Below are 24,042 nucleotides of genomic sequence, written 5' to 3' on the forward strand. Positions count from 1 at the left end.
ATTCCATGGTATTGCCGTTATTTCCTCTCAACGCCGTGCTATTCCCCGGGTGCATGCTCGATTTGCAGCTGTTCGAGGCGCGCTATCTGGACATGATTAGCCGATGCATGAAGCAGGGTGAAGGCTTCGGCGTGGTATGCATTCTTGCGGGCGAAGAAGTCGGGCAGGGGCCAGACGGTTATGCACTGATCGGTTGCGAAGCGTTGGTGCGGGACTTCCAGCAGCAGGAAAACGGCCTGTTGGGGATTCGCGTGGAAGGTGGGCGACGTTTTCGCGTAGTCAGCTCCCACGTACTGCGCGATCAACTGGTCCAGGCTGAAGTCGAGTGGCTGGATGAACCGCAGGACCCTCCGTTGCGGGACGGAGACGCCGATCTCTTGGCCCTGCTCGCTGCCTTGGCCGAGCATCCCATGGTCGCCGCACTGAATATGGGGGTCACGGCCAGCGGGCAGCAGTCATTGGCTAACCAGTTAGCCTATCTGCTGCCCTTCACCGAAGCAGAGAAGGTCGAGTTGCTGGCGCTCAGCGATGCTCAGCAACGGCTGGATGCGATCCAGGACCTGCTCGATGACCTGCAAAACGACCTGCAGACCTGATGCACTAGGGTCTGTACGAAAAGTCGGCGAGCGAAGGTCAGGCAAGGCAAAAACAGGCGAGGAAGCGGACTGGGCTCGCACGCGAGTTTAGGCCTCTAAATGAGCATTCTGATCGGACTCGCGCACGAGCCTGTTTTTAACGCAGCATCACCGAGCGCAGCCACTTTTCGTACAGAACCTAGTTAATCGCCCCCGTCGGGGATAGATACTGATAGCGCAGTGCCACGTGGGACAGTGAATGCAGGGCGAAGAAGCCATACAAGGTGATCAGCGCGGGCAGAATCAGCCACCACACCCGCGCAGGCATTGGCTCCAGCGGCGTTTTACGCTGGATGACGGTCAGGCTGGCTGCGCAGAGGCAGAACGCTAGCATTGCCCCGGCCAGCACATCCGTTGGCCAATGCACTCCCAGATAAACCCGCGACATGGCAATCGACAGCGCCGGAATGCAGCCCAGCAATAACCAGGTCAGGCGCAAACGCACCGGTTGACCGCGCCCGGCCAATACCGCCAGCACCATAAATAATGCGAATGACCCCGAGCTGTGCCCGCTGGGCATGCTGTAGCTGGTGATGGGGTCGATCAGTACGTCGGGGCGCGTGCGGGCAAAGAACCATTTCATCCCGCTGTTGGCCAGCCCTGAGCCCACGGTCGCGGCGCCGGCAAATATCGCCTGCCTCCATTGCCGAGTGGCCAGTAACAGAGCAAGCAGCAGGGTGACAACGGCGACCTGGGTTTTGAAATCGCCGAGCTGGGTGATCATCACCACGAACTCATCGGCGGCTTGGCTGCGATGTTCCTGCACCAGTGTCATCAAACCCTGATCGAAGTGCGTCAGGTACGGCCAGCCGATAAACAACCCAGCGAGCATCACCAGGCTCAGCAGGGCAATCAGTTGGGTGGCATACCGTTTACCCGCCAGGCTGCTGTGGATACTGAGGGCCAGCAACACCGCCAACCCTCCACCGATGATCCCGGCTTGTGGCCAGAAACCCTCGGGCAGTGGCAAACGCATGGCCGCGCCAGTGGCCCAGCCCGGCAGCAGGTAAACCAGGGACCAGCCGGCGCCGGCAATTACGCTGACCGCAGCAAAGCGTGGGAAGGGCATGTCGAACATGCCTGCGACCATCGGCAGCATGGGCCGCAGTGGGCCGATAAAGCGCCCGACCAGCAGACTGGCTATGCCGTAACGTTGAAAATAGAGCTCTGCACCTCCTATCCATTCCGGGTGATGACGCAGCCCCGGCAGGCGGCGGATGTTCTGGTGGAAGTGCCTGCCAAGGAAATACGACAGGCCATCGCCGAGTAAACCGCCACAAAAGCCCAGTAAAAGTGTTTCACTCAGTGACAAGGCGCCGCTGCCGGCCAGCACCGCGATGGCGAATAGAAGCACGGTGCCTGGCACGATTATTCCGGCGATGGCCAGGCATTCGACGAACGCCACCAAAAGAATCGCCAGACCCAACCACGAAGGGTTTGCTGTCAGCCAGCCAGTAATGCTGTCGAGCCATGGGCCCATGTCTCAGTTTCCTTGCTCGAGTAAAAAGTAATCGCGGCCGTCGACCTGGCCACGTCGCAGCGGGTTTAGCGTGCAGAATCGGGCGTAGGCGGCGTCGACGAAGCGGTACATCAAGTGCCCGTCGCGACCCTCGGGAATGCCCAGGCGCGTGGTCTGGATAATCTGCTTGGGCACTGCGCCGACGTCATCGACGAACAGTTGCTCAAGATCGAAGCGTTTGGCGTCCCAGGTCGGGACTTTCAGCCCTAACGCCTTGCACAGCAGTGTCTGGCCCGCACAAAGGCGCTCGGGTGGCCGCAGCGCACCCTTGGCATCAGGGTTGTTCAAGAGCATGTGCGCAAGGCTGTTGCCGTCAGAAAGCTCGTCGACCCACGGGTAAGCGGACTTGATCAGCACGGCATTGCCCGGGCCTTCAGCGCTGAAGTTCAGCGAATCGCCGCCGCGGGCATAGTACATATAGATATGCCCGCCATCGAGAAACAGCGCCTTGCGCTTTTCGGTGTAGCCCAATGAGGCGTGGCTGCCTTTTTCTGCACAGTAATAGGCTTCCGTCTCGATGATCCGCGCCGACAGCCATAGCGCATCAGGGCCTGAGCCGATCCGATGGCGAATCACCTTGCCCAACAACGCCCGGGCGAGCACTTGCGCATCGCGGTGGAAAAACGAGTCGGGGAGGGGGTTGGGCATCGGTGTTCACGGTCGTCGAGCGGCAATCGGGGTGGCGATGATAGCAACAACTGTCTTAATCAAAGCTGAATGGCGGAGTGTCAGGCGCAGTATTGAAATGCAGGATGTTCCAGAGGGCTTTTTATCCCGACTTTGCTCGGGTTATTGACCATCCGCCTGTCACCTCTGTCGTTACTCGGGCCCGACAGCTATAATCGGCCGCTTTCCTCTCTGCCAAGACCTCTGAGACCATGACTGAGTCCGTTCTTGACTACATGACCCGTTTGGGTCGCGCCGCCCGCGAAGCCTCGCGCGTGATCGGCCGTGCCAGCACTGCGCAGAAAAACCGCGCCCTGCAAGCCACCGCTGACGCTCTCGATGAGGCGCGCACTGAATTGTCTGCCGCCAATGAGCTGGACCTGTCCGCCGGTCGGGCCAATGGCCTGTCGCCGTACATGCTTGAGCGTCTGACCCTGACCCCAGCACGCATCGACAGCATGATCGAAGGTTTGCGTCAGGTGATCAGCCTGGCGGATCCGATTGGCGCGATTCGCGACATGAGCTACCGGCCGTCGGGTATTCAGGTGGGCAAGATGCGTGTGCCGCTGGGTGTGGTGGGGATTATTTACGAGTCGCGTCCAAACGTGACGATCGATGCTGCAAGCCTGTGCCTGAAGTCCGGCAACGCCACTATTTTGCGCGGCGGCTCCGAAGCCATTCACTCCAACCGTGCCATCGCCGCCTGTATTCAGCGCGGTCTGGCGGCTGCCGATTTGCCGGCTGCCGTGGTGCAGGTGGTTGAAGTGACGGATCGAGAGGCGGTTGGCGCATTGATCACCATGCCCGAGTACGTCGACGTGATCGTTCCGCGCGGTGGCAAAGGCCTGATCGAGCGGGTCAGTCGCGATGCGCGGGTGCCGGTGATCAAGCATCTGGACGGTATCTGCCACGTGTATGTCAGCGCTCATGCCGACCTGCCCAAGGCTCAGCGTATCTGTTTCAACGCCAAGACCTACCGCTACGGCATCTGTGGCGCGATGGAAACCTTGCTGGTGGATCAGGCTGTCGCTGCCGAGTTTTTGCCACCAATGGCTGCGCAATACCGCGAAAAAGGTGTCGAGCTGCGCGGTTGTGAACGCACCCGCGAGTTGATCGATGCCTTGCCAGCGACCGAAGAAGACTGGCACACCGAGTACCTTGCGCCGATTTTGTCGATCCTTGTTGTGAAGGGGCTGGATCAGGCCATCGAACATATCAACCATTATGGGTCGCACCATACCGACTCCATCGTCACTGATCATCAGGGCCAGGCTCGGCGTTTCATGGCCGAAGTAGACTCCAGTTCGGTGATGATCAACGCCCCGACCTGCTTCGCCGATGGCTTTGAATACGGATTGGGTGCCGAGATCGGCATTTCTACTGATAAGCTGCACGCCCGCGGTCCGGTCGGTCTGGAAGGTTTGACCTGCGAGAAGTACATCGTGATCGGCGATGGTCAGTTGCGTGGCCAGGAGCCTGCCTGACTTGGCCGATCCCGAAAAGCCCGCCGCCGATGCGAAGGCAGTTATCCAGCCCGCTGCGCAGGCGAAGCAAACGCCAGGCCTGCCCAGACGTATCGGCATGCTGGGCGGTACGTTCGACCCCGTGCATATTGGCCATTTGCGCAGTGCACTGGAAGTCGCCGAGCTGCTTGGGCTTGATGAGTTACGCCTGACACCCAGTGCCAGGCCGCCTCATCGCAACATGCCGAGCGTCAGCGCGCAGCACCGTCTGGCGATGGTCAAGTGCGCGGTGGCCGGTGTGCCACCGTTGACGGTGGATGACCGTGAGCTGCAACGGGACAAGCCGTCGTACACCATCGACACCCTGGAACTGATGCGGGCCGAGTTGGCTGCAGATGACCAGTTATTCCTGTTATTGGGCTGGGATGCCTTTTGCGGGCTACCGACCTGGCACCGCTGGGAAGAGCTACTGGAGCACTGCCATATCGTGGTGCTGCAACGCCCGGACGCCGACAGCGAGTCGCCTGACGCCATGCGTAACCTGCTGGCGGGGCGCGCAGTCAGCGATCCGAAGGCCCTGAAAGGGCCGGGTGGACACATTACATTCGTCTGGCAGACGCCGTTATCGGTGTCTGCCACCCAGATCCGCCAACTGCTGGCCAGCGGGAAGTCGGTACGTTTTCTGGTGCCAGACGCGGTACTGGCCTATATCGACGCGCACGGGCTGTACCATGCGCCTAAAACTGAGAGGACGGACTGAACAGCCGCCATAGGTGCTGTTTGGATAGAACGGAATGTAGGAGCTGCCGCAGGCTGCGATCGACCGCGAAGCGGTCGCTGGATTGAAGATGCATGAAGGTCGTTCCGGTCGCCCGCGACCCCGGCCTATTGCAGCCTTCGGCAGTTCCTACACGAGTGTTTAGCGTTCTCATACACACGAGCTGAATGAGTTTTTTATGACGAAGCAAAATAGCGAAATCCTGATCAAGCTGGCAACGGCAGCCCTGGAAGATATCAAGGCCCAGGACATCCTGGCCATCGACGTGCGCAACAAGACCAGCATCACCGATTACATGCTCATCGCCACCGGTACGTCCAATCGCCACATCGCCTCGATGGTTGAGAACGTGCGCGACAAGGTCAAGGCTCAGGGCTTCAAGCCACTGGGTGAAGAAGGCAAGGGCGACAGCGATTGGGTTCTGTTGGACCTGGGCGACATCATCGTGCACGTGATGACCGCCAGCGCCCGTCAGTTCTACGACCTCGAACGTCTGTGGCATGGCGCCGAGCAAAGCCGTGCAAGCCATGAAAACCATGACGCAAACCCGTTTGACCCGATGGCAGCCGACAAAATGTCATTCGACAACACGCCGTCTGACAAAGAGTAAGGGGTTGCTGTGCGTCTGCGTTTGATCGCTGTCGGTTCGCGCATGCCCAAGTGGGTGGAAGAGGGTTGGCATGAATATGCCAAGCGGATGCCATCCGAACTGGCGCTCGAATTGGTGGAAATCCCGCTCAATACCCGGGGCAAGAATGCCGACGTGGCGCGCTTCATCCGTCAGGAAGGTGAAGCCATGCTGGCAAAAGTGCAGCCGGGCGAGCGCATCGTCACCCTCGAGGTGCACGGTAAACCGTGGAGCACAGAGCAACTGGCGGTCGAACTCGATCGCTGGCGTCTGGATTCGCGCACGGTGAATCTCATGGTCGGCGGCCCGGAAGGGCTGGCGCCGGAAGTCTGCGCGCGCAGCGAACAACGCTGGTCGTTGTCACCGCTGACCTTGCCGCATCCTCTCGTGCGTATTCTCATCGGTGAGCAGATGTATCGCGCCTGGACTGTCCTGTCCGGGCACCCTTATCACAAATAGTCTTGTGAACACGCCCTAAAATGTCCCAGCCGATTCGCCTCAAGGACCATGAGAAAGACGCACGTCTGGTGCGCGGCCGGGTCGTGTTCGGTGCTGTGGCGGTCGTGGTGCTGGTGTGCGTGCTGGTAGCGCGGCTGTATTTCCTGCAGGTGATCCAGTACGAGTATCACTCGACCTTGTCGGAAAACAACCGGGTTCATGTACAGCCGATCCCGCCGACCCGTGGGTTGATCTTTGATCGCAACGGGGTGGTGGTCGCCGATAATCGCCCCAGTTTCAGCTTGAGCATGACCCGCGAACGTTCTGGCGACTGGGGGCAGGTGCTCGACGTCATCGTCAGCGTGCTGGAATTGACGCCTGATGATCGGGTGCTGTTCGAGAAGCGCATGAAGCAGGGGCGCCGGCCATTCGAGCCGGTGCCGATTCTGTTCGAACTCGATGAAGAACAAATTGCCCGCATCGCCGTCAACCAGTTCCGTCTGCCCGGCGTTGAAGTGGTTGCGCAACTGGTCCGTCACTATCCGCAGGGTGCGCACTTCGCGCACTCGGTGGGTTACATGGGGCGGATCAACGAGAAAGAGCTCAAAGTGCTCGATTCGGTCAATTACAGTGGCACACACCATATTGGCAAAACCGGCATCGAGCGGTTCTACGAGCCGGACCTGCATGGTCAGGTGGGCTACGAAGAAGTCGAAACCAATGCGCGCGGTCGGGTATTGCGGGTGCTCAAACGCACCGATCCAATTCCCGGCAAGGACATCGTCCTGAGCCTCGACATCAAACTGCAAGAAGCTGCCGAAATTGCTTTGGGCGGGCGCCGTGGTGCGGTGGTCGCGCTTGATCCGAGTACCGGCGAAGTTCTGGCGATGGTCAGTCAGCCGAGTTTCGACCCGAACCTGTTTGTCACGGGTATCAGCTTCAAGGCCTATGCCGAGTTGCGTGACTCGATTGACAGGCCACTGTTCAACCGCATCCTGCGTGGCTTGTACCCGCCGGGTTCGACGATCAAACCGGCGGTCGCTATCGCCGGGCTCGACAGTGGCGTCGTCACGGCATCCACCCGGGTGTTTGACCCCGGCTTCTATCAGTTGCCCAACTACGACCACAAATACCGCAACTGGAACCGCACCGGCGATGGCTGGGTCGATCTGGACACGGCGATCATGCGTTCCAACGACACTTATTTTTACGACCTGGCGCATAAGATCGGCATTGATAGGCTGTCGTTGTACCTGAACAAGTTCGGGATCGGGCAGAAGGTGTCGCTGGATATGTTCGAAGAGTCGCCGGGCTTGATGCCGTCGCGAGACTGGAAGCGGATTACCCGGCGTCAGGCCTGGTTCCCTGGCGAGACGCTGATCCTCGGTATCGGTCAGGGCTACATGCAGGCGACTCCGTTGCAGTTGGCGCAAGCGACCGCCCTGGTGGCCAACAAAGGCAAGTGGAACCGTCCGCATCTGGCGAAAACCATCGAGGGCGTGCCGCCAGTGGACGAAAACCCGATTCCGGACATCGTCCTGCGTGACGCCTCGGACTGGAACAAGGTCAATCATGGCATGCAACAAGTGATGCATGGCGCACGCGGTACAGCGCGCAAGGCAGCGGTCGGTTCGCAATACCGGATTGCTGGCAAAAGCGGTACAGCTCAAGTGGTTGCGATCAAGCAGGGTGAGAAGTACGACCGCACCAAGCTCCAGGAGCGTCACCGTGACCACGCCTTGTTTGTCGGCTTTGCCCCTGCTGACAACCCGAAAATAGTTGTGGCGGTGATGGTGGAGAACGGCGAGTCCGGTTCTGGCGTCGCGGCTCCCGTGGTCCGCCAGGTGATGGATGCCTGGTTGCTCGGCCCGGACGGCGTGCTCAAACCTGAGTACGCCAGCACCTCAAATGCGGAGGCTTCGGCCCGTGAAGAGTAATTTCGACCGCATCCTTTCCAGCGATGATGTGATGCGCCGTCGCGCCAGTTTCCTGCAACGCATTCATATCGATGGACCGTTGTTGATCCTGTTGCTGACCCTGGCCGCCGGCAGTTTGTTCGTGCTGTATTCGGCCAGCGGCAAGAACTGGGATCTGCTGATCAAGCAGACCACTTCGTTCGGTATCGGTCTGGTGTCGATGTTCGTCATCGCGCAACTCGAGCCGCGCTTCATGGCGCGCTGGGTACCGGTGCTCTATGTGCTGGGGCTCATGCTGCTGGTGGTAGTGGACGTCATGGGTCACAACGCCATGGGCGCGACCCGCTGGATCAATATTCCGGGGGTCATCCGCTTCCAGCCTTCGGAATTCATGAAAATCATCATGCCGGCTACCATCGCCTGGTACCTGTCCAAGCGCACGTTGCCGCCGCACTTGACGCACGTGGCCTTGAGCCTGGGGTTGATCGGTCTTCCGTTCATTCTGATCGTACGCCAGCCGGACTTGGGCACCTCCTTGCTGATTCTGGCGTCGGGTACCTTCGTGCTGTTCATGGCCGGCCTGCGCTGGCGCTGGATCATCAGCGTATTTACGGCCGCCGTGCCGGTGGCCGTTGGCATGTGGTTTTTCTTCATGCACGACTACCAGAAGCAACGAATCCTGACCTTTCTCGACCCGGAAAGCGATCCGCTTGGCACTGGCTGGAACATCATTCAGTCCAAGGCCGCGATCGGTTCGGGCGGCGTATTTGGCAAGGGCTGGTTGCTCGGCACGCAGTCGCACCTGGACTTTTTACCGGAAAGCCACACCGACTTCATTATTGCCGTTTTGGGCGAAGAGTTCGGCCTGGTAGGCATTTGCGCCTTGTTGCTGATCTATGTCTTGCTGATCGGTCGAGGGCTGGTGATCACCGCTCAGGCGCAGACCCTGTTCGGCAAATTGTTGGCCGGTAGCCTGACAATGACGTTTTTTGTTTATGTTTTCGTCAACATCGGTATGGTCAGTGGCCTGCTGCCGGTTGTAGGTGTGCCATTGCCTTTCATTAGCTATGGCGGAACTTCGCTGGTGACGCTGCTGTCAGCGTTTGGGGTTTTGATGTCGATCCATACCCATCGTAAGTGGATCGCACAGGTTTGATTAAGGTGAACAACTCAATGCAAGTAGTGCGTAGCTGGGCTGCTCGATATGCTCCGTTGGTCGGCCTGGTGGGCATCCTTGGTTTGTTGCAGGAGGCGGTTGCTGGCGATTATGAAGGCTCGCCGCAAGTGGCTGAATTTGTCGGTGAAATGACCCGCGACTACGGATTCGCCGGTGAACAGCTCATGGATGTTTTCCGTGAAGCAGAACGTAAACAGGCCATTCTCGACGCCATTTCGCGCCCGGCCGAACGGGTCAAACAGTGGAAAGAGTACCGGCCGATCTTCATCACTGATGCACGTATCGCGCGTGGCGTGGACTTTTGGCGTCAGCACGAAGCCGCCCTTGCACGTGCCGAACAGGAGTACGGCGTGCCGGCGCAAGTGATCGTTTCGATCATCGGCGTAGAGACCTTTTACGGTCGCAACACCGGCAACTACCGCGTAATAGACGCCTTGTCGACGCTGAGCTTTGACTATCCACCACGTGCCGACTTCTTCCGTAAGGAGCTGCGCGAGTTCTTGTTGCTGGCGCGTGAAGAGCAAGTCGACCCCCTGACGCTCAAAGGCTCATACGCCGGTGCCATGGGTTTGCCTCAGTTCATGCCGAGCAGTTTTCGTGCGTATGCCGTAGATTTCGACGGTGACGGCCATATCAACATCTGGACCGATCCGGATGATGCGATTGGCAGTGTTGCCAGCTATTTCAAACGGCACGGCTGGGTTGCCGGCGAGCCGGTCGTGAGCCTCGCGACGGTACGTGGCGAGCATGCCGACGAAGGTTTGAGTCCCGGAATTGATCCGGTAAAAAATGTTGGGGAGTTGCGAGCGTTGGGGTGGTCAAGTCATGATGCGCTGCGCGATGATATGCCGGTGACCGCTTTCCGACTGGAGGGCGAAAATGGCCCTGAGTACTGGATGGGCCTGAAGAATTTTTATGCAATCACGCGCTATAACCGCAGCGTGATGTACGCCTTGGCCGTGCATCAACTGTCTGAACTGCTGGTCCAAGCACGGGGCGTCAAGTAATGCGGGTATTGCCGTTTCGCAAACAACTAAAGTTCCTGGCCTTCGCAGCCTTGACCATCCTGATGGCCAGTTGTTCGACCAGCCGCTCGCCACAGAGCACGGCCGTGCGTTCGACCCCCGGTCTGGACATCAACCGTGCGCATAAAGATGGTGCGCCGTGGTGGGATGTCGATGTTTCGCGGATTCCGGATGCGGTGCCGACCCTGCATAACGGTCCTTACAAGGCCAACCCCTACACGGTGTTGGGCAAGACCTATTTCCCGCTGTCTGACTCCAAGCGCTATGTGGCGTCCGGCACCGCGTCCTGGTACGGCACCAAGTTCCACGGCCAGGACACTGCCAACGGTGAAAAGTACGACCTGTATGGCATGAGTGCCGCACACAAGACCTTGCCGCTGCCCAGCTATGTCCGCGTGACCAACCTGGACAACAACAGAAGCGTGATCCTGCGGGTCAATGACCGTGGGCCGTTCTACTCCGACCGGATTATCGACCTGTCCTACGCGGCCGCGAAAAAACTCGGTTACGCCGAAATCGGCACTGCACGGGTCAAGGTTGAAGGCATCGACCCGCAGGAATGGTGGGCACAGCGCGGGCGTCCAGCGCCGCTGATGCTTGATCAACCGCAAGTCATCGCCCAGGCTGCGCCGCCTGCCTTCACGGCTTCCACTGGTACGGTCGAGCAATACACGCCGCCGCCCCAGCAGCACGCCGCGGCAGTTCCGGCCATGCAAATCGATGCAAAAAAAAACGCTTCCGCACAAGCCTCTGGGCTGTATCTCCAGGTGGGCGCTTTCGCCAACCCGGACGCTGCGGAACTCCTGAGGTCGAAACTGAGCGGGATGGTGCAAACCCCAGTGTTCGTCAGCTCGACAGTACGCAGTCAGCAAACGCTGTATCGGGTGCGGATGGGGCCGATAGACACGCAGGGTGAAGCCCAGCAATTACAAGCCAGCGTCCGGTCGGCCAATCTTGGCCAGCCGAGCGTGGTGACGTCGGATTAATCATTCAACCCTGGTTGGTTCAGGGTTGATGTGCAGTTGTTTGACCGACGGTGACTTGCCGACAGAGCAAGCGATACATGCAACTGTTCACAGGGCAGCCTGATCAATCAGGCTGTTTTGTAAGCCAGGGGTAATGCCTGGCGTCGCAGACCGGATGAAAGCGTCATTTTTTCGCCAGTCAGATTAGCTTTGCCCGCGAGGGCATGTTTGCCCATTAGCAATTTCGAGAGACGGATGAACATCACCACCTTTGCAAAACGCCTGTGCCTGCTTGTACCGCTAGTCATCGCCCCTGCCGCCTGGGCGGCCGAACAGATGATGCCATCGCCGCCGCAATTAGCCGCCAAAGCCTATGTGCTCATGGACGCTTCCAGCGGTAACATCCTGGTCGAAAACAATGGCGACCAGCGTTTGGCGCCGGCGAGCCTGACCAAACTGATGACGGCTTACATTGCGACCCTGGAAATCCGTCGCGGCCAAATCGGCGAAAACGATCCAGTGACTGTCAGCGAAAACGCCTGGCGCACGGGTGGTTCGCGGATGTTTATCAAAGTGGGTAGCCAGGTTACCGTCAGCGATCTGCTGCACGGCATCATCATTCAGTCGGGCAACGACGCCAGCGTTGCGCTCTCCGAGCACATTGCCGGCAGCGAAGATGCTTTCGCCGACATGATGAATAAAACCGCCGGCGACCTGGGCATGGTCAACAGCCACTTCATGAACCCGACCGGTCTGCCGAATCCAGAGCATTACTCGTCGGCCCATGACATGTCATTGCTGGCTCGCGCTATCATCCACGAAGACCCTGCTCACTATGCGATCTACTCGCAGAAAGAGTTCTTCTGGAACGGCATCAAACAGCCGAACCGCAACCTGCTGCTGTGGCGTGACAAGACCGTTGATGGTCTGAAAACGGGTCACACCGAAGAAGCTGGATACTGCATGGTGTCTTCGGCCGTACGTGATGGTATGCGTCTGATCTCGGTGGTGTTCGGCACCAACAGCGAACAGGCTCGTGCTGCCGAGACTCAAAAGCTGCTGACCTACGGTTTCCGCTTCTTCGAAACCCAGACCTTCTATCAGAAGGGCACCGAACTGGCTCAGGCCCCGGTCTGGAAGGGCTCCGAGCACCAGGTCAAAGCCGGTCTGGCTGATGACCTGACCATGACGTTGCCTAAAGGCCAGTTGAAAAAACTGGCGGCTAACATGACCATGAACCCTCAACTGGTTGCGCCTATCGCCAAGGGCGACGTGATCGGTAAAGTTGAAGTGAAGATGGACGACAAGGTTGTGCATACCGCTGACCTGATCGCCCTCGACGCTGTCGACCAAGGTGGTATCTTCCGTCGCGTGTGGGATAGCATTCGCCTGTTCTTCTACGGTTTGTTCAACTGATATTGCCGATCGGCATGCACCGGCTCTGATCCAGAGCGCGGTGCATGCCGCTCGTCACGGCTTACGAGGCCGTTACTGCCATGACTGATACCGACGTTACGTCGCATAAAATCGAATTTCCCTGCCCCGACTATCCGATCAAAGTGATCGGCGACACCGGCGTAGGCTTCACTGCCCTTGTGATCGAGACCCTGGCCAAACACGCCACGCTCGACATGGCCACGCTCGCCGAGCGTCAAAGCAGCAATGGCAAATACACCACCGTACAGCTGCACATCATCGCGACTGGCGAAGAACAATTGCGCGATATCAATAGTGCGTTGCGCGCTACGGGTTTCGTGCACATGGTGCTCTGATGCCCGGTAGCCTGGGCTTTCGTGACTTGGGTCTGGTTGCTTATGAGCCGGCTTGGCACGCCATGCAGCGTTTCACCAACGAGCGTGGACGCGAAGTGGGAGACGAGGTCTGGCTGGTGCAGCACCCCCCTGTGTTTACCCAGGGCCAAGCGGGCAAAGCTGAACATCTGTTGCTGCCGGGCAATATTCCAGTGGTACAGGTCGATCGCGGTGGTCAAGTGACCTATCATGGGCCCGGCCAACTGGTTGCCTACCTGATGCTGGACGTGCGACGCCTGGGTTTCGGTGTCCGTGATCTGGTCACCCGGATCGAGGGCAGCCTGATTGCGCTGCTGGCCAGTTACGGCGTAACGGCGGTAGCGAAAGCGGAGGCGCCGGGAGTCTATGTCGATGGAGCGAAAATAGCTTCCCTCGGCCTGCGGATTCGCAACGGTTGTTCATTTCACGGCCTGGCGCTGAATGTGGACATGGACCTTGAGCCGTTTCGACGGATTAACCCCTGCGGGTATGCAGGGCTGGCAATGACCCAGCTCCGCGATCATGCAGGCCCGATTGAATTTGCCGAGGTAAGTGCCCGGCTGCGCGCGCAGCTCGTCAAGCACCTCGACTATGCTGAGCAGACGACCCTAACGGGCGGAATCGACTGACTATGACTACTGCGACTGACACTGCGCCAACCCTGATCCCTACGCTGGACATCGCCGAGCGTGCGGCCCGACCGAAAATTGAAGCCGGCGTGAAGCTGCGTGGCGCTGAAAAAGTAGCGCGGATCCCGGTAAAGATCATTCCGACCGTCGACTTGCCGAAGAAGCCCGACTGGATTCGTGTACGCATACCGGTTTCCCCCGAAGTAGACCGCGTCAAACAATTGCTGCGTAAGCACAAGCTGCACAGCGTGTGCGAAGAAGCGTCCTGCCCGAACCTGGGTGAATGCTTCTCTGGCGGCACTGCGACCTTCATGATCATGGGTGATATTTGCACCCGTCGTTGCCCGTTCTGCGACGTTGGCCACGGCCGACCAAAAGCCCTGGACGCCGACGAGCCAAAAAACCTGGCCGTTGCCATCGCCGATCTGCGCCTCAAGTACGTGGTGATCACCTCGGTGGACCGTGACGACCTGCGTGATGGCGGTGCTCAGCACTTTGCCGACTGCATTCGCGAAATTCGCCTGTTGTCGCCAAACGTCAAGCTCGAAACCCTGGTTCCGGACTATCGCGGCCGCATGGACATCGCGCTTGAAATCACTGCCGCAGAGCCGCCGGATGTGTTCAACCACAACCTGGAAACCGTACCGCGCCTTTACAAAGCTGCGCGTCCGGGCTCGGATTACCAGTGGTCGCTGACCCTGCTGCAACGCTTCAAGGAGATGGTCCCGCACGTGCCGACCAAATCCGGTTTGATGCTGGGGCTGGGCGAAACCGACGAGGAAGTTATCGAAGTCATGCAGCGTATGCGTGAACACAATATCGACATGCTGACGCTCGGCCAGTACCTGCAACCTTCGCGTAGCCACTTGCCGGTGGAGCGTTTCGTTCACCCGGACGTCTTCGCCTGGTTCGCTGAGGAAGGTTACAAAATGGGCTTCAAAAACGTTGCGTCAGGCCCCCTGGTACGTTCGTCGTATCATGCTGACGAGCAGGCAGGTGCCGCTATCAAGGCCATGATCTGAGGCGAACAGCCTTTGATGCATTAACCTGAAAGCAAAACGGGCCGGACAGTGATGTCCGGCCCGTTTTTTTGTGTTGTCGCGCTGATGCCTTCACGAATAAATTCGTTCCCACACACCGCTACGGCTTGCGCAGGCTATCCAGCAACTCATGTGTCGGGTAACCATCAGCCGGCCGGCCGAATGACAGTTGCGCACTACGAATTGCTTTGCGCGTATTAGCGCCGATGATGCCGTCAGGCGTGCCTGCATCATAGTTCCGGGATGACAGTAGGGTTTGCAGTTCGATACGCTCAGTACGGCTCAGAGGAAGGTCATCGCGTGGCCAATTGCCGATTACATAGCCTCCACCGTTGAAGCGTTCTGACAGCAGGCCGATAGCCATGGCATAGGACGACGAGTTGTTGTATTTGAGGATCGTGCGGAAGTTGTCCAGCACCAAGAACGCCGGGCCTCGGTAACCCGCTGGCAGCAGCAGGGCCGCCTGTAGTTGGGCAACGTTGGCGGGCAGGGCACTGCCGTTCGGCAGCTTCAGCCCCATCTGTAGCCATTCGGCAACTGTTTTGCGCGTTGAAGCATCGGCCAGGGCATAATCAAAACCCTGCGCCAGTTGGACTTCGAAACCCCAGGGCTGACCTTGCTGCCAGCCCGAGCTTTGCAGGTAGTGAGCGGTCGAGGCCAAGGCGTCTGCCGGGTTGTTCCATATATCGCGACGACCGTCGCCATCGAAGTCCACGGCATAGGTGTTGTACGTGGTAGGGATGAACTGCGTCTGACCCATGGCGCCCGCCCACGAACCGAGCATTTGTCCGGGCTCGATATCACCGTGCTGAAGAATTTGCAGTGCGGCGATCAATTGGCTTTGTGCAAAGCCTGGGCGACGGCCTTCGTAGGCCAGCGTCGCCAGCGAGCGAATTACATATTGTGTGCCCTGGAACTGCCCAAAGCTGCTTTCCATGCCCCAAATCGCGACCAGTGCCTGGCGGTCGACACCATAGCGTTGCTCGATGCTTTGCAGCACATCAGCGTATTGCGCGAGCAAGGCCTGGCCTTTACGTACGCGCACCGCAGACATTGCGCCGTCCAGATACTCCCAGACAGGGCGAGTGAACTCCGGTTGGCTGCGATCAAACTTGACCACGCTCATGTCCGGGACGACGCCGGCGAAGGCCTCGTCGAAGATATCGGCCCGGATGCCAGCCTTCAACGCTTCGGTTCGAAAACCTGCTTCCCAGTCACTGAAGCTGATGGTGGGCTGAATGTCGAATTCGCTATCGCCAGCCGCATTGACGGGCGGGCTCGCAGGCACGGCCGTCGCAGGGACGTTGGCGACTTGAAGAGGCGTGGCGTCGGCTGCGGTCGGTTTTTCGGCGCAGGCAACTAACAGGATGAAGCTGGAGACGGTTATCAGTTGGCGAAAGTGCCAACGACGGGAAAAACTAGAGGGCATGCTCGGGTCCAGGGTATTACCAACAGACGCAAACCTTATCATGACTGTACGTTCGAAGGGGCCTTGGCAGGAGTGGCATAGGGTTCAGGCGGCCAGAAGGTAAGAAGCCTCCCAGCTTTTAGACTGGAAGGCTTCGCGGCGGTAGCTGCCTTTGCCCTTGCCGGGTTGTTCCTGACGACTGCGGAACAATGGCTGGGCGATGATGGATTTGGCCTTGTTGGGCCTGGATTGTTTGCTCATGGCAATTACCCTCTCTCGTTGCAGGTGTTGAGTCGGTGCAAATCATCGGCCTGACGGAAGGATCTGTCTAATAGATGTCTGCTATCGCGTGGGGGCTTCGCGAATAAATTCGCTCCCACAAGAATTTCAGTGTCACTTTGTGGGAGCGAATTCATTCGCGAAAGCAACCGTCACTCAGCAGGCAGATTCAGCCGTTGTCCGGCCATCAGCAGCGCCAAACGACTCAAGCTGCTCCAGGCCGAGCCTGCGGCCTGACCCTTGATTTGTGCGTCGATGCGCTGAGCATCCATCAGCAGTTGGCTCCAGCGCTGCGCAGAGTGGCGTTGCAGGGCTTTGCTCATCAGGGGTTTGCGCTTGTCCCAGATCGGCGGACGGGCCTGGCTGAAGGCCTTGTCCAGCGGGATGCCTTGGCTGAACTGCAATGCCAGGTTCGCCAGCACGCGCAGTTCGCGACACAGCGCCCAAAGAATCACCGGCGTTTCTACCCCTTCGCCACGCAGGCCTTCGAGCATGCGCAACGCGAGAGCGGCTTCACCGTTGAGAATGGCATCGGTCAAACCGAAAACGTCGAAACGTGCGCTATCGGCCACAGCCCCTTGCACGGTCTCGACGGTGATCTGGCCACCTTCGGCCATCAGTTTGAGCTTTTCGATTTCCTGCGCCGCGGCCAACAAGTTGCCTTCGACCCGGGCGGCAATCAGTTCGATCGCATCCTGGCTGGCAGTCAAGCCGGCTTGTGACAGTCGTTGGCGAATCCACTGCGGCAACTGGCTGGCATCCACCGGCCAAATTTGTACAAATTGTGTCTGCGGGCCTTCAACCAGCGCCTTGCCCCACTTGGTTTTCTGCGCACTACCGTCGAGTTTTGGCAGGCTGATCAGCAGAATCGTATCTTCGGCTGGACGCGAGCAATATTCGATCAGTGCCGCAGCGCCTTTGTCGCCAGGTTTGCCCGACGGTAAACGCAGCTCCAGTAGACGTTTTTGCGCGAACAACGACATGCTGGCGCCCGCCTGCAACAGCGTGCCCCAGTCGAAACTGGCGTCGGCGCTGAATACTTGGCGTTCGTCGAAACCTTGCTGACGTGCGGCCGCGCGAATTGCGTCTGCCGCTTCCTGGCACAGCAACGGGTCATCGCCGCTGATCACGTACACGGGGGCGAGATTACCCTGGAGGTGCTTGCCGAGTTGGGCTGGAGTGAGCTTCATAGGTCAGAGGATGCTGGGGCCAGCGGGCTGGCCCCAAGGCATTTATCGGGACGGTAGTTCAACAGGCGACTGCCGAGGCGTCTCGTTTTCGATCCGCTGCGCAGCTTCCAGGGCATCGGCGTCAGCTTTTGCCTTGTTGTCTGCGGTCTGCTGCAGTTTCGCCAACTGGGTTGGGGTCAGCAGTTGCAGACGAATCACCATGCTCTGGACGAGCTGGCTGCGCATCTCTTTACGAGCCTGCTGGACCTCCTGGTCGGAGCCCATCAAGTTGTTGCCGTCATGGATGTAGGTTTTCTGCACGCGCAGCTTGTCTTCGAGCAACGGCAGATGGCGATCACCACGGATTTGGTAGTTGAGCGTGGTTGTCATTTCATATTCGGATGAACCGGAAGCGCCTGAGTAGCTTAGGGCGCGCTCTGATTCGTCCTCGTTGACCAGATCCAGCGTGTAAGGCGCCCCGGAGTGAACCTTAACGCCGCTGCTTTCCAGGACCTGACGCAACTGAGTCACGATGTCGCCGTAAGCGTCACGTGCAGTCAGATCAAGGTCTTTGATCGTCATCTCATTGGTCCCGGTGCCACGCAACTGGAAACCACAGGCGCTCAGCAACACGGCGAGCCCCATCACCAGCAGATTGCGTTTGATCATATTGATGCTCCCCTTGAATCCGTTTGGGCCGACGTTGCGTCCCCTGGAAGTTTTGTGCGGCGCCCGATCTGTACCGGGCGCTTTATTCAATTAGCTTGCGACGATATTGACCAGCTTGCCAGGTACCACGATCACTTTGCGGATGGTCAGGCCATCGGTGAAACGCAGCACGTTTTCATTGATTCGCGCCGCAGCTTCAACTTCTTCGCGGGTGGCACTGGCTGGCATTTCGATGTGGCCACGCAGCTTACCGTTGACCTGGATAACCAGTTGCAGGCTGTCCTGCACCAACGCAGTCTGATCCAGGATCGGCCAGCCAGCGTCAATGATCGCGCCGCTATGGCCCAAATGGCCCCACAGCTCATGGCTGATGTGTGGAGTCATCGGCGCCAGCAGCAGAACAACGGTTTCCAGACCTTCCTGAAGCAGCGCACGATCCTGTGCGGTGCTATTCGGGGCTTTTTCCAGCACGTTCATCAAGGTCATCACCTGGGCGATGGCGGTGTTGAATTTGTGGTGCTGGCCGACGTCCTGACTGGCGTTTTTAATGGCCAGGTGGATCGCCCTGCGAATGACTTTTTGTTCGTCGTTCAGCGTGGCAACAGCGAGTTTGGCCGTTGGACCTTGGCTGACATGTGCCTGAGCCAGACGCCAGACCCGACGCAAGAAGCGGTGCGAACCTTCGACGCCCGAGTCGGACCATTCCAGGCTCATATCGGGTGGCGAGGCAAACATCATGAACAGACGGCAGGTATCGGCACCGTACTGATCAATCATCGACTGCGGGTCGACGCCATTGTTTTTCGACTTGGCCATCTTCTCTGTGCCGCCGATTTCGACCGGCAGGCCGTCGCTGATCAGCGTGGCGCCGGTGATCTTGGCTTTGCTGTCACGCACAAGTTCGACATCGGCCGGGTTGAACCAGGTCTTGCTGCCGTTGGCCTCAAGGCGATAGTAGGTTTCGGCGATGACCATGCCCTGGGTCAGCAGGTTTTTGAACGGTTCGTTGGAGCTGACCAGGCCTTCGTCGCGCATCAACTTGTGGAAGAAGCGCGCATACAGCAGGTGCAGGATCGCGTGTTCGATGCCGCCGATGTACTGATCAACCGGCAACCAGTGGTTGGCTGCTTCCAGGTCGACCATGCCGCCTTCATAGTGCGGCGAGGCATAGCGGGCGTAATACCATGAGGACTCGACGAAGGTGTCCATGGTGTCGGTTTCGCGTTTTGCCGGTGCGCCGCATTTAGGGCAGGCGCATTCGTAGAACTCGGGCATGCGCGCCAGCGGCGAACCTGCGCCATCGGGTACGACGTCTTCTGGCAATACAACGGGCAATTGGTCTTCAGGGACCGGCACGTCACCGCAGGTGTCGCAATGCACGATCGGGATCGGGCAGCCCCAATAGCGTTGACGGCTGATGCCCCAGTCGCGCAGGCGGAACTGTGTGCGCGATTGACCGAGGCTTTTTTCCAGCAGAGCGGCTTCAATGGCGTCGAAGGCGCCTGCGAAATCCAGCCCGTCGAAAACACCGGAGTTGATCAGTTCGCCGTGTTCGCCATACGCATCCTGCCAAGGTGCAGACGATTCATCGCCAGCGCTGGTGCGCACGACGGCCTTGATCGGCAGGTTGTACTGGGTGGCGAACTCGAAATCGCGCTCGTCGTGAGCCGGGACAGCCATTACGGCGCCGTCGCCGTAATGCATCAATACATAGTTGGCGACCCACACAGGCAGTTTTTCGCCGGTCAGTGGGTGCTCGACGAACAGCGAGGTCGGCAGGCCTTTTTTCGCCTGGGTGGCGATGTCTGCTTCGGCGACGCTGCCACTTTTGCATTCGTGGATGAATGCTTGCAGCTCAGGGTTGCCTTGCGCCGCGAGTGTCGCCAATGGGTGTTCTGCGGCAACGGCGACATAGGTCGCGCCCATCAGGGTGTCTGGACGGGTGGTGAACACCTTCAGTGCGCCCGCTTCCCCAATCGAAGCCTGGTGATACGGGAATTGCACTTCCATGCCTCGGGATTTGCCAATCCAGTTGCGCTGCATGGTTTTGACTTGTTCAGGCCAGCCCGGCAGCTCGTCGAGACCCTCCAACAACTCTTCCGCGTAAGCGGTGATTTTGAAGTAGTACATCGGGATTTCGCGTTTCTCGATCACCGCGCCGGAACGCCAGCCGCGACCATCGATCACTTGTTCGTTGGCCAGTACGGTCTGGTCCACCGGGTCCCAGTTGACGGTGCCGTTCTTGCGGTAGATCACGCCTTTTTCGAACAGGCGAGTGAACAGCCATTGTTCCCAGCGGTAGTAATCGGGTTTGCAGGTGGTGATTTCACGCGACCAGTCGACGCCCAGGCCCAGGCTTCGCAGCTGGGTTTTCATGTAGGCGATGTTTTCGTAGGTCCACTTGGCCGGCGCCACGTTGTTCTTCATCGCGGCGTTTTCCGCCGGCATGCCGAACGCATCCCAACCCATGGGTTGCAACACGTTCTTGCCCTGCATGCGCTGATAGCGGGCGATCACGTCACCGATGGTGTAGTTGCGCACGTGACCCATGTGCAGCTTGCCGCTGGGGTAAGGGAACATCGACAGGCAATAGAAGGTGTCTTTGCCTGGCTGTTCACTGACTTCAAAGGATTTTTGCTCGTCCCAAAAAGTTTGGGCGGCGGCTTCGATTTCGCGGGGCTGATAGAGTTCGTGCATGGCTACTTTTTACTGAAAATGGGTGACCTTAACCTCTTCGCTGCAGCTCTGAATCGGTCGGCACCGCTTGCCGGAAGAATGATACTGCCTACGCGGTGCGTTCGGGCTCAGTAGAGCGGGAAGTGGAATTACAGGAAGCGCCGTAGCATACATGAGCGCTGACTATCGAGGGAAACCCTGATTGCTTCGGCGAGGGGCGTCCGAGGCCGTTGGTCGCGGCATCAGGCTGAATCGGGGAGCAACGCTAAGCTGGTTAGTGGGAGAGTGTATTTTATCTTCAATGAGGTGAGCGGATGGCAGAGTTGCAGCAAACAGCAATAAAACCCGAGTTGTACGAACGCTTGATCAACCGTCTGGGGATTGCCCTGGACGTGGCAAAAACAGCGGTTCGGCTTCGTGATGAAGTCCCCACCGAACTGGAGTTGCGCGGCTTGAGTCTTGCCGAATTCGAGTTGATCGAAGCCTATCTGGACGCGGGCGCTTTTGGTTTTAAGGCTGATGATGTCAAGAGGAGTCCTTCTGCTGCACAGGAGTTTGATGGGTCGATACCGACGCCGCTACGTTCAGCCAAGGTTATTTGGCTGAAGGATCAAAAGCGCGCCCAGGCTTCGGCAAAGGTTAAGTCGTTGTATTCCAGGTGATTGTAATCGTCAAACAAACGCTACACGTTATCCCCCGCAGGCTGCGGGCCTGCCTGATAAGCATTGTTGCTTAGCGTCAATCCTTCTAGGCTTCGGGCATCTTTGGAGATGCTCGATGCCTATTCGATACTTACTGAAACAATTGCTCCTGCCCCCCGGCATCCTCCTGCTGCTGCTTTTGCTCGCATGGTGGTTGCGTCGCTCTCGCCCGCGGGCAGCTGCGCTTTGCTTCGTTCTGGGTTTTGCCGGGTTGTGGGCGATGAGCCTGCCGATTGCCGTGGAGTGGGCAGCGCGTGGGCTTGAGCAGGAGCCTCCGTTGGCGCAAAACCAATGGGCTAACCTTGCGCAACAGGCCGATGTCATTGTTGTGCTGGGTTCAGGGCGTGAGCGCAGCGATCCCACGTGGGGCAGCGATATCCCCACTGGCGTGGCACTTGAACGCATGCGCTTTGCCGCGCGCTTGTCCAAGGCGTCGGGTCTGCCTATTTTGACCTCCGGCGGCTTGCACTACGACGAGCCCCCGAGTGAAGCAGCGATCATGGCAGACTCATTGCACAATGATTTTGGCGTCACGGTGCGTTGGCAGGAAGGGCTTAGCCGCACCACGTGGGAAAACGCCAAAATGACCGCTGCGGTGTTGCAGCCATTAGGTCTCAAACGGGTGGTGCTGGTGACTCAGGCCTGGCATATGCCGCGGGCGCGTTGGAGTTTCGAAAAAACCGGCTTTACGGTCATCGCGGCACCGGTGGGGTTTCTGGGTATAGACAATGCCCGACCGTTCAAGGGGTGGCTGCCGGAGAGCAAGACGGTCTGGCAGAGCGGGCAATTGCTCAATGAAGCGGCGGGGTTGTTGGTGTATCCGTTGGTGTATCGGTAGCGCGGCATGTACGTCAAATTCGGTGTTGCAGTGATGACGCCTTCGCGGATGAATCCGCTCCGACTGTGATTTACAGTTCGTGGGAGCGTTTCAGGTGCCATGTATTTTTAGACGGTCTTGGCAATCCGACCGGCCAACAAGGCCCAGCCAAACAGGAACACGCAGAAAACCGTCAACGGCCACGAGCGCCAGCGCAGGTAAGGGGTCAGTTCGTGCATCGGCACCACTTCGCCATACAGCACGCCAGGCTGGAACTGCGGAATTGTTGCGGTGATCTTGCCGAAGGGGTTGATCAGCGCACTCACGCCGTTGTTGGTGGCGCGGATCATCCAGCGACCCGTTTCGAGCGCGCGCATCTGCGCCATCTGCAAATGCTGTAGCGGGCCAATAGACGTGCCGAACCAAGTGTCATTGCTGACCGTCAGGAGCAGTTCGCTTTGGGCCGCCAGGCCAGCGGCGAACTCGGGGTAGACCACTTCGTAGCAGATGTACGGTGCAATGTGATAACCCTTGGCTTGCAGCAATGCCTGATCACTTGGCCCACGGGCAAAGTCCGACATCGGCAGGTTGAAGAAGGTGATCAGGCCGCGCAGCAGATCCTGCAAAGGCACGTACTCACCAAACGGCACCAGTTTCTGTTTCAGGTACGTACCGTCACCTTCACCGACCACGGTGATGCCATTGTAATAATGGTCTTCGCCGTGTCCGCCTCGCTGACGAAGGGGCACGCCGGTGATCAGTGCCGAGTCTCGATCAGTTGCAAACTTGCCGAGCATCGTCAGGAAGCCTTCCGCTGACTCCTTGAGCACCGGAATCGCAGTTTCGGGCCAGATGATCAGGTCAGTACGCCTGGAACTGAACGTCATGTCGCGATACAGCGCCAGTTGTGCGTTCAACTGCGCAGGGTCCCACTTCATGCTTTGCTCGACGTTGCCCTGAATGGCGGAAACACTCAGTGGCGGGCCGGCTGGGGACGTCCATTCGTGGCTTTTCAGGGCAAGGCCCAGGCCCCACGGTGCCAGCAACAGCAGCACACCAGCACCGAAAAACGCCTTTCGCGCTCGCAGTCGTGGCAGGTTGCACAGGAGGGCGGCAGTCAACGCCAGGGTAAAGGAGATCAGCCACATGCCACCCATGGGGGCAAGGCCGGCCAGAGGACCGTCAAGTTGGCTATAACCGGAGTAAAGCCAAGGGAAGCCAGTCAGGAACCAGCCGCGAAACGCTTCCTGTCCCAGCCACAGCGCGGCAAACGCCAAGGCATCGGCCAGCGGCGCTTCATTGCGCCGAATCCAGCGCGCCCAGATCCAGGCGGGCAGGGCGAAGAACAGGGCGATGGCCGCGATGAATGCCAGCATCAGCAAGCCGGCCAGCAACACGGAAGCGCCGCCATAGGTATGGATGCTGACGTAGATCCAGCTGGTGCCCGCGCCGAACAAGCCGAAGCCATAGCACCAGCCACGGCCCGAGGCCTGACGGGCACTCAGTTCACGTAAGCCAAGATAGAAAACGACCAGTGACACCAGCGCCAATGGCCAGATATCGAAAGGTGCAAGGGCCAGGGTGGTAAGCGCGCCGGCCGCCATGGCCAGCAGGTTACCGGGCCAGCCGGGGCGGGTGATCCAACGCATTGATG

Annotated in this window: 23 protein-coding genes; 15 read left to right on the forward strand and 8 right to left on the reverse strand. The window is 58.9% G+C overall.

What is annotated here, in order from left to right; genetic code table 11:
• The first annotated feature begins 5 nt into the window (after positions 1 to 5).
• Positions 6 to 596 (forward strand): LON peptidase substrate-binding domain-containing protein, encoded by a 591-nt coding sequence (locus tag AC1ME2_RS16995; protein WP_480435448.1) that lies wholly within the window; start codon positions 6 to 8, stop codon positions 594 to 596.
• A 178-nt stretch (positions 597 to 774) separates the two neighbouring features.
• Here the strand turns inward: AC1ME2_RS16995 and AC1ME2_RS17000 are convergent, their stop codons facing one another.
• Positions 775 to 2,115, reverse strand: coding sequence for a bifunctional DedA family/phosphatase PAP2 family protein (locus AC1ME2_RS17000; protein WP_480435449.1), 1,341 nt, complete (start codon positions 2,113 to 2,115; stop codon positions 775 to 777).
• Between the two features lie 3 nt (positions 2,116 to 2,118).
• A complete protein-coding gene (locus AC1ME2_RS17005) occupies positions 2,119 to 2,802 on the reverse strand; it encodes a DNA-3-methyladenine glycosylase (protein WP_480435450.1) in 684 nt (227 codons plus the stop codon).
• Between the two features lie 230 nt (positions 2,803 to 3,032).
• On the opposite strand from AC1ME2_RS17005, the gene AC1ME2_RS17010 reads away from it, so the two are divergent.
• The 12 genes from AC1ME2_RS17010 (at position 3,033) to lipA (ending at position 14,651) form a co-directional block, all read left to right on the forward strand.
• The gene (locus AC1ME2_RS17010) at positions 3,033 to 4,304 is read left to right on the forward strand and encodes a glutamate-5-semialdehyde dehydrogenase (RefSeq protein ID WP_480435451.1); all 1,272 of its coding nucleotides are present in this window, start codon (positions 3,033 to 3,035) and stop codon (positions 4,302 to 4,304) included.
• A gap of 79 nt (positions 4,305 to 4,383) precedes the next feature.
• Positions 4,384 to 5,043: a nicotinate-nucleotide adenylyltransferase gene (gene nadD / locus AC1ME2_RS17015; protein ID WP_480442172.1), complete on the forward strand. Its 660-nt coding sequence runs from the start codon at positions 4,384 to 4,386 to the stop codon at positions 5,041 to 5,043.
• Positions 5,044 to 5,239: 196 nt separating this feature from the next.
• Positions 5,240 to 5,671, forward strand: a complete 432-nt coding sequence (rsfS, locus tag AC1ME2_RS17020; RefSeq protein WP_480435452.1) for a ribosome silencing factor — start codon at positions 5,240 to 5,242, stop codon at positions 5,669 to 5,671.
• 9 nt (positions 5,672 to 5,680) lie between these two features.
• On the forward strand, positions 5,681 to 6,148 hold the full coding sequence (rlmH, locus tag AC1ME2_RS17025; RefSeq protein WP_219062685.1) for a 23S rRNA (pseudouridine(1915)-N(3))-methyltransferase RlmH: 468 nt from the start codon (positions 5,681 to 5,683) through the stop codon (positions 6,146 to 6,148).
• A 20-nt stretch (positions 6,149 to 6,168) separates the two neighbouring features.
• Positions 6,169 to 8,064, forward strand: coding sequence for a penicillin-binding protein 2 (mrdA, locus tag AC1ME2_RS17030; RefSeq protein ID WP_480435453.1), 1,896 nt, complete (start codon positions 6,169 to 6,171; stop codon positions 8,062 to 8,064).
• Between the two features lie 31 nt (positions 8,065 to 8,095).
• On the forward strand, positions 8,096 to 9,199 hold the full coding sequence (gene rodA, locus AC1ME2_RS17035) for a rod shape-determining protein RodA (RefSeq protein ID WP_480442173.1): 1,104 nt from the start codon (positions 8,096 to 8,098) through the stop codon (positions 9,197 to 9,199).
• A gap of 17 nt (positions 9,200 to 9,216) precedes the next feature.
• On the forward strand, positions 9,217 to 10,227 hold the full coding sequence (gene mltB, locus AC1ME2_RS17040; RefSeq protein WP_480435454.1) for a lytic murein transglycosylase B: 1,011 nt from the start codon (positions 9,217 to 9,219) through the stop codon (positions 10,225 to 10,227).
• Positions 10,227 to 11,231 (forward strand): septal ring lytic transglycosylase RlpA family protein, encoded by a 1,005-nt coding sequence (locus AC1ME2_RS17045; RefSeq protein WP_480435455.1) that lies wholly within the window; start codon positions 10,227 to 10,229, stop codon positions 11,229 to 11,231. Before mltB ends, AC1ME2_RS17045 begins: the two co-directional genes overlap by 1 nt.
• 234 nt (positions 11,232 to 11,465) lie before the next feature.
• Positions 11,466 to 12,626 carry a D-alanyl-D-alanine carboxypeptidase family protein gene (locus AC1ME2_RS17050; protein ID WP_480435456.1) on the forward strand — a complete coding sequence of 387 codons (1,161 nt, stop codon included), beginning with the start codon at positions 11,466 to 11,468 and terminating at the stop codon, positions 12,624 to 12,626.
• Between the two features lie 80 nt (positions 12,627 to 12,706).
• Positions 12,707 to 12,982 (forward strand): DUF493 domain-containing protein, encoded by a 276-nt coding sequence (locus tag AC1ME2_RS17055; protein ID WP_480442175.1) that lies wholly within the window; start codon positions 12,707 to 12,709, stop codon positions 12,980 to 12,982.
• A complete protein-coding gene (gene lipB / locus AC1ME2_RS17060) occupies positions 12,982 to 13,629 on the forward strand; it encodes a lipoyl(octanoyl) transferase LipB (RefSeq protein ID WP_480435457.1) in 648 nt (215 codons plus the stop codon). Before AC1ME2_RS17055 ends, lipB begins: the two co-directional genes overlap by 1 nt.
• A gap of 2 nt (positions 13,630 to 13,631) precedes the next feature.
• Positions 13,632 to 14,651 carry a lipoyl synthase gene (gene lipA, locus AC1ME2_RS17065; protein WP_480435458.1) on the forward strand — a complete coding sequence of 340 codons (1,020 nt, stop codon included), beginning with the start codon at positions 13,632 to 13,634 and terminating at the stop codon, positions 14,649 to 14,651.
• A 118-nt stretch (positions 14,652 to 14,769) separates the two neighbouring features.
• On the opposite strand, the gene AC1ME2_RS17070 is transcribed toward lipA, so the two are convergent.
• The 5 genes from AC1ME2_RS17070 to leuS form a co-directional block, all read right to left on the reverse strand.
• Positions 14,770 to 16,098 (reverse strand): lytic murein transglycosylase, encoded by a 1,329-nt coding sequence (locus AC1ME2_RS17070; RefSeq protein WP_480435459.1) that lies wholly within the window; start codon positions 16,096 to 16,098, stop codon positions 14,770 to 14,772.
• A gap of 84 nt (positions 16,099 to 16,182) precedes the next feature.
• A complete protein-coding gene (gene arfA / locus AC1ME2_RS17075) occupies positions 16,183 to 16,338 on the reverse strand; it encodes an alternative ribosome rescue factor ArfA (protein WP_480435460.1) in 156 nt (51 codons plus the stop codon).
• 170 nt (positions 16,339 to 16,508) lie between these two features.
• Positions 16,509 to 17,546 (reverse strand): DNA polymerase III subunit delta, encoded by a 1,038-nt coding sequence (gene holA / locus AC1ME2_RS17080; protein ID WP_480435461.1) that lies wholly within the window; start codon positions 17,544 to 17,546, stop codon positions 16,509 to 16,511.
• A gap of 42 nt (positions 17,547 to 17,588) precedes the next feature.
• Complete coding sequence (locus AC1ME2_RS17085; RefSeq protein ID WP_480435462.1) at positions 17,589 to 18,194, reverse strand: LPS-assembly lipoprotein LptE; 606 nt, start codon at positions 18,192 to 18,194, stop codon at positions 17,589 to 17,591.
• Positions 18,195 to 18,284: 90 nt separating this feature from the next.
• Positions 18,285 to 20,891 carry a leucine--tRNA ligase gene (gene leuS, locus AC1ME2_RS17090; protein WP_480435463.1) on the reverse strand — a complete coding sequence of 869 codons (2,607 nt, stop codon included), beginning with the start codon at positions 20,889 to 20,891 and terminating at the stop codon, positions 18,285 to 18,287.
• Between the two features lie 293 nt (positions 20,892 to 21,184).
• Between leuS and AC1ME2_RS17095 the strand changes: the two genes are divergently transcribed.
• A complete protein-coding gene (locus AC1ME2_RS17095; protein ID WP_480435464.1) occupies positions 21,185 to 21,532 on the forward strand; it encodes a hypothetical protein in 348 nt (115 codons plus the stop codon).
• A gap of 115 nt (positions 21,533 to 21,647) precedes the next feature.
• Complete coding sequence (locus AC1ME2_RS17100; RefSeq protein ID WP_480435465.1) at positions 21,648 to 22,409, forward strand: YdcF family protein; 762 nt, start codon at positions 21,648 to 21,650, stop codon at positions 22,407 to 22,409.
• A 107-nt stretch (positions 22,410 to 22,516) separates the two neighbouring features.
• Here the strand turns inward: AC1ME2_RS17100 and lnt are convergent, their stop codons facing one another.
• Positions 22,517 to 24,037 carry an apolipoprotein N-acyltransferase gene (gene lnt / locus AC1ME2_RS17105; protein WP_480442177.1) on the reverse strand — a complete coding sequence of 507 codons (1,521 nt, stop codon included), beginning with the start codon at positions 24,035 to 24,037 and terminating at the stop codon, positions 22,517 to 22,519.
• Positions 24,038 to 24,042 lie beyond the last annotated feature (5 nt).

This window comes from Pseudomonas sp. ASL9, from assembly GCF_056680335.1.

Coding starts and splice junctions, on each gene's coding strand:
- AC1ME2_RS16995 (WP_480435448.1), top strand. CDS start 6: ATGGTATTGCCGTTATTTCCTCTCAACGCCGTGCTATTCCCCGGGTGC.
- AC1ME2_RS17000 (WP_480435449.1), bottom strand. CDS start 2,115: ATGGGCCCATGGCTCGACAGCATTACTGGCTGGCTGACAGCAAACCCT.
- AC1ME2_RS17005 (WP_480435450.1), bottom strand. CDS start 2,802: ATGCCCAACCCCCTCCCCGACTCGTTTTTCCACCGCGATGCGCAAGTG.
- AC1ME2_RS17010 (WP_480435451.1), top strand. CDS start 3,033: ATGACTGAGTCCGTTCTTGACTACATGACCCGTTTGGGTCGCGCCGCC.
- rsfS (WP_480435452.1), top strand. CDS start 5,240: ATGACGAAGCAAAATAGCGAAATCCTGATCAAGCTGGCAACGGCAGCC.
- mrdA (WP_480435453.1), top strand. CDS start 6,169: ATGTCCCAGCCGATTCGCCTCAAGGACCATGAGAAAGACGCACGTCTG.
- rodA (WP_480442173.1), top strand. CDS start 8,096: ATGCGCCGTCGCGCCAGTTTCCTGCAACGCATTCATATCGATGGACCG.
- mltB (WP_480435454.1), top strand. CDS start 9,217: ATGCAAGTAGTGCGTAGCTGGGCTGCTCGATATGCTCCGTTGGTCGGC.
- AC1ME2_RS17045 (WP_480435455.1), top strand. CDS start 10,227: ATGCGGGTATTGCCGTTTCGCAAACAACTAAAGTTCCTGGCCTTCGCA.
- AC1ME2_RS17050 (WP_480435456.1), top strand. CDS start 11,466: ATGAACATCACCACCTTTGCAAAACGCCTGTGCCTGCTTGTACCGCTA.
- AC1ME2_RS17055 (WP_480442175.1), top strand. CDS start 12,707: ATGACTGATACCGACGTTACGTCGCATAAAATCGAATTTCCCTGCCCC.
- lipB (WP_480435457.1), top strand. CDS start 12,982: ATGCCCGGTAGCCTGGGCTTTCGTGACTTGGGTCTGGTTGCTTATGAG.
- lipA (WP_480435458.1), top strand. CDS start 13,632: ATGACTACTGCGACTGACACTGCGCCAACCCTGATCCCTACGCTGGAC.
- AC1ME2_RS17070 (WP_480435459.1), bottom strand. CDS start 16,098: ATGCCCTCTAGTTTTTCCCGTCGTTGGCACTTTCGCCAACTGATAACC.
- arfA (WP_480435460.1), bottom strand. CDS start 16,338: ATGAGCAAACAATCCAGGCCCAACAAGGCCAAATCCATCATCGCCCAG.
- holA (WP_480435461.1), bottom strand. CDS start 17,546: ATGAAGCTCACTCCAGCCCAACTCGGCAAGCACCTCCAGGGTAATCTC.
- AC1ME2_RS17085 (WP_480435462.1), bottom strand. CDS start 18,194: ATGATCAAACGCAATCTGCTGGTGATGGGGCTCGCCGTGTTGCTGAGC.
- leuS (WP_480435463.1), bottom strand. CDS start 20,891: ATGCACGAACTCTATCAGCCCCGCGAAATCGAAGCCGCCGCCCAAACT.
- AC1ME2_RS17095 (WP_480435464.1), top strand. CDS start 21,185: ATGGCAGAGTTGCAGCAAACAGCAATAAAACCCGAGTTGTACGAACGC.
- AC1ME2_RS17100 (WP_480435465.1), top strand. CDS start 21,648: ATGCCTATTCGATACTTACTGAAACAATTGCTCCTGCCCCCCGGCATC.
- lnt (WP_480442177.1), bottom strand. CDS start 24,037: ATGCGTTGGATCACCCGCCCCGGCTGGCCCGGTAACCTGCTGGCCATG.